A 5033-nucleotide genomic window follows, 5' to 3' on the forward strand; every position below is an offset into this window, starting at 1 on the left:
TAACTTATCTTTCAAAGCTTCAACACGTTGAATATTATTGTCAACACCGATAATTTCGTGACCAAGCTTTACCATTTTCTTACCAAGCGCCGCGCCGAAATTTCCTAAACCTATAATTATTATTTTCATAATTTTCTTTTAAATTAAAATATCATCTGATGGATAACGATAATTAGATGAAACAGTTTTCTTAAAAAAAGCCATCAAAATTGTAATCATTGAAACACGACCAATAAACATCATTGTAATGACAACAATTTTACTTGGATCTGATAATGTAGGTGTTAAATTTAATGATAAACCAACAGTAGAATAAGCTGAAAAAGCTTCGAATGCAACATCAATAAGATGTAAATGATTATCAAATTTTGTTATTAAAAATATTCCTATTCCAATGACTAAAAAAGATAAGGTCATTGTAGCAAAAGCTTTTTGTACATTGATAGGGCTTAATTCTCTTTTGTAAATTTCGATTTTATTTTTTCCGCGTGCAATATTAATAAAATTAAGAATTGCAATTGCAAAAGTACTCGTTTTAATTCCTCCTCCTGTTGATGCTGGTGAAGCACCAATCCACATTAACAAAATAACCAAAAGTATGGAAGAGAATTGTAAGTGAGAAAAATCCATATTATTAAAACCTGCTGTACGAGGCGTTATGGCGATAAATAAAGCTGAAATAAACTTTCCGAAACCTTGATGTTGTCCTAATGTAGAATAATATTCTTCGAAGAATAATATGATTGTAGAAATAATTAGTATTGTTAATGAGGTGATTAAATTAACTTTAGAACTTAATGTAAAAACCCAATTCTTACGATTATTTTTATTATGGAGAATTTTTGAAATTAATTTTCTGATTAAATAATCTGTATAACGTAGAATATTAATCAAGATAGGAAAACCTATTCCTCCTAAGAATATCAATGTGATTAGAACAGATTGAAATCCATAATTGTGAACAAAACCTTTGTTCATTAATCCATTTGGCAATGTAGAAAAACCTGCATTACAAAAAGCCGAAACTGAATGAAAAATACTAAAAAATAATTTGTCAACAATACTAATATTATAAGGTGCAATTGAAATATAAATTAATACAGCTCCTACGAATTCGATACCAAAAGTTAAATAGATAATCCTTTTTACAAAAGAAAAAACTTCACTCAAAGAATCGTTGTTTGCAATACTTCCTAATGCTATTTGATTCTCATAAGAACTATTTCCTTTGAAAAAATAAGCAATATATCCAGCAAATGTCAAAATACCTAAACCTCCTGCTTGTATTAATAACATTAAAATAAAATGACCAACAGGCGTATAAGTTATATAAGTATCAACAGAAGTTAATCCTGTTACACAAACGGCACTTGTAGAAGTAAACAATGCATCTAAAAAAGAAATTGGATGATATGTTGCTTTTGGCAACATAAGTAAACAAGCTCCTCCAAAAACTAAAATAAAAAAACTGAAAATAAATAATTGGGGAGGAGTAATTACAGAACGTTTGAAATTAAGGTTAGGTGTAGCAATTTCTCTTACTAATTTTAAAACAATAGCAAATTGCAAATATTTGCTGACAAAAAACCAACTATAATCGGTTATTTGCATTTTAATGCAATAAAGAATAAATAGTATACTTACTATATCAAAAATAATGACTCGTGGAATAATTTTTTCTTTAAAGTAGATATATTTGAGAATAGTTCTCAGAATTCCGATAGATAAAAGTGTTATAAAAAATATATTGATATAAAGTTTATAAATAACCGGAAATCCAAACCCAAACATCACCAATAATGCAATAATTGCAAGAATGTAAGAAATTGATAGTAATACATTAAAAAACTTGTTATTGACTAAAAATCGAAACATAGTTTTATTTCATTTAATAAAAAAAACAAATTTATAATTATGTTTACTTTTTACAAGTTTTTCATTATTATTTTACTCTGTCTTAAAAATTTTCATTCTACCAACCATAAAAACCATAATCAACCCAAAGCAAGCAAACAACGCATAAGAATATCTCAAATCAAAAGCTTCAGCAATATAACCAATCAGTGGTGGTCCCATCAAAAATCCTAAAAAAGAGATACTTGAAACCATTGCTAATGCAACGCCTGGATTTACATTTTTGTTTTTTCCTGCTACACTATAAACCGTTGGCACATTACACGCAACACCCAATCCAACCATCATAAATGCAATTGTACACACAATAAATTGAGGAAAAAATACTGAAAGCATCAAACCAGAAAACATCAAAATTCCACTAATTTGCATCACGCGTTGTTTTCCATATTTACTGATAAAATAATCACCAACGAAACGTCCTGTTGCCATCATCACCATAAACGAAGCATAACCAACGACAACTAAATTCTGTGGCGCTTTTACGATATCTTGGAAATAAACACCACTCCAATCGAACATCGCACCTTCTGTTGCCATGCTCAAAAAACCTATAATTCCTAGTTGAACCAAAACAGTATCTGGTTTTGAAAAAATAGATTTCTTTTCCTTCGCTGGAGCTGGTGTAGAATCGACTAAATATTTTTTATTAATGAACCAACTCAAAATAATTAAGCCATAAATAATCACAAAATGATAAAATGTATTCACATGCAAATTCATCATCAATAAACCAATCAAAGCACCTGTAAAACCAGCTATACTCCACGCACCATGAAAAGAGGACATAATCGATTTTCCATATATTTTCTCTACCTCAACTCCTTGCGTATTCACCGAAATATTGCACATGTTTCCTATTACTCCAAAGAAAAATAAAACAGCACCTAATTGATAAAAATTTTGAGCCAAACCTATACAACAAAGAATTAAAGGATAAATTAAAACGACAATTCGTAAGACATTTTTACTTCCATATTTCGCAACTAATTTTCCTGAAAGCGCCATTGTACACAACTGTCCAATCGGCATTAACAACAATAATGTTCCCAATTGTCCTTCAGAAATTCCTAAATCTGATTTAATCGTCGGAATACGACTTGCCCAAGACGAAAAAGCTAAACCTTGCGAAAAAAAGAAGAGCGAAACAGCGAATCGAATGCGATTTTTTTGAGTTGATGATAATTCTGTTGATGAAAGCATGGCTAAAAAATATGCGACAAAGTTAAGCTACTCTCCTGAAATTATAAACTCAAATGCAAAATAGGATAAGCTTTTCCCTCGTTATCTTTTTCAGAACGAGAAGTAACCTTAAAACCTTGGCTTAAATAAAAATCAATCGCTTGCTGATTTTGTTCATTCACATCAACCGATTTCACATTCAATTCTTGAATAGAAAAATCCAACAAAGTCTTCCCTACTCCCTTTCTTCGAAAATCATTGTGAATAAATAACATTTCAAGATTTTGTGCTGCAACACCTACAAATCCTACCAATTGATTTCCGATTTCGTAACCAAATAAGGCTACATGCGGAAAATAATTAGGTAAATTTTCTTTATAATATTCAAAATCTTCTTTTGCTAAAAAATGGTGTGTGTTACTAACCGAACTTACCCAAATATCTCTCAATCTCGGAAAATCTACTTCTTCAATTCTTCTAATCATGACTAAAATTAATTACAACAAAGATATAAACGACTCTTTTCAAAAAAAACAATAAAAATATTCTATTGAGAATCATTTTGTTAAAAATTATTTTAAAAATAATTGTTTTTAGAATTTGGAAAAACGAAAAAGCGTTCTATATTTGCACTCGCAATACCGCAATAGACTGCGTTATTGGAGAGTTGGCAGAGTGGTCGAATGCGGCAGTCTTGAAAACTGTTGAGGGTCACACCTCCGGGGGTTCGAATCCCTCACTCTCCGCTAATAAAACCCAATAGAGTAATCTGTTGGGTTTTTTGCTTTTCTGAAGTTGTTGAAAATTTCATTTTCATAAAACTGAAAGGAAAAACAAAAAATAATAGATGCGAAGTATCTAGAGTTTTCTTAGAATTACTTTCTTTTTCTAGGGAATATGAAATAATCACTCTATCTCCGCTGACAAACCCAAATAGAGTAATCTGTTAGGTTTTGGTTTTTTACGGTTTATGGTTAACCTTGTACGTTTTTTGTTATTAATACACGAATTCACTTATATCAACAAATTTCAAGAAACACATACAATTTTCAGACTAGCTTCAACCCATTTAAACGAGCGTATAAAAGATTTGTGAGCGATAGCGAGTCATTTATATTTTTAAGGAGTAAAATGAAGATTGAACGTTGAAAATCGCAGTCTTGTAATGCTTTGCATTCATGAATACCTTAAAAATAATAATAAATCATATGAATAACTTTTGGTTCCTTTTGTGTTAAAACTTCCCTGATGGGCACATGAATTCAAATGAATACAATAATAAGTCATCAATAAAAAGAACGTAATAAAGAACTATTAATTATTTTCTTATTATCCTAAATTATGTTCAGATCCTATTTCTTAAACCAAAATACATAATACATAATACATAATACATAATACATTTTACAACTTAACATCGATATACGAACACCGAACAAACCATACGGAACGGATATACAATGGATACAGAATGGATACAGCGCGGATACACAACCGATACAGAAAAGTGTCATTTTGGATATACACCGATACAGGATTTTAACACTTTTTAACACTTAATTTCTCTAACCACAATAGAAACATAGGTTTTATTAAGCTTTGCGCTCTACGCTTAACGTTTTACGGATTTTTATCCTTTTTCAATACTCAAATTCAATTTTAACAACATTTGAGATTAAGAGGAGGAGCCATGGTATGGCTCAGGTATTTTAAATAAATTATTTCCATAAAGTTGGCAACTCGCTCCACTCAGATACTCCAACTTTTTCTATTCCAATAATTTAAACTTGAATTGCATTTCGATTCTAAATCGTCGGTTTTTTAACTCTTTTTTCAATATTCAAATCCTTTTTTAACAATGAATTTATAAATCGTCATTGCTGAAAAGTCGTACATAAAATCGGCAGCTAGCTAGAGCGGTTTAGCAGGAATGCCGA

At 30.3% G+C, this 5033-nt stretch carries 4 protein-coding genes and 1 tRNA gene; 1 reads left to right on the top strand and 4 read right to left on the bottom strand.

Annotation, left to right across the window (positions count from 1 at the left end; translation table 11 throughout):
• From B2X73_RS03255 to B2X73_RS03270, 4 genes are all read right to left on the bottom strand, one after another.
• A partial coding sequence (locus B2X73_RS03255) for an NAD-binding protein (RefSeq protein ID WP_291095711.1) occupies positions 1-129 on the bottom strand: 129 nt, incomplete at its 3' end.
• A 9-nt stretch (positions 130-138) separates the two neighbouring features.
• On the bottom strand, positions 139-1611 hold the full coding sequence (locus tag B2X73_RS03260) for a TrkH family potassium uptake protein (RefSeq protein WP_291078573.1): 1473 nt from the start codon (positions 1609-1611) through the stop codon (positions 139-141).
• Between the two features lie 336 nt (positions 1612-1947).
• Positions 1948-3117 carry an MFS transporter gene (locus B2X73_RS03265; protein WP_291095706.1) on the bottom strand — a complete coding sequence of 390 codons (1170 nt, stop codon included), beginning with the start codon at positions 3115-3117 and terminating at the stop codon, positions 1948-1950.
• A 41-nt stretch (positions 3118-3158) separates the two neighbouring features.
• Positions 3159-3581: a GNAT family N-acetyltransferase gene (locus B2X73_RS03270; RefSeq protein ID WP_291095708.1), complete on the bottom strand. Its 423-nt coding sequence runs from the start codon at positions 3579-3581 to the stop codon at positions 3159-3161.
• 176 nt (positions 3582-3757) lie between these two features.
• Here B2X73_RS03270 and B2X73_RS03275 point away from each other — a divergent pair.
• A tRNA-Ser gene (locus tag B2X73_RS03275) sits at positions 3758-3842 on the top strand.
• The last annotated feature ends 1191 nt before the right edge of the window (positions 3843-5033 follow it).

This window comes from Empedobacter sp. UBA7252, assembly GCF_002472765.1.
GTDB lineage: Bacteria > Bacteroidota > Bacteroidia > Flavobacteriales > Weeksellaceae > Empedobacter > Empedobacter falsenii_B.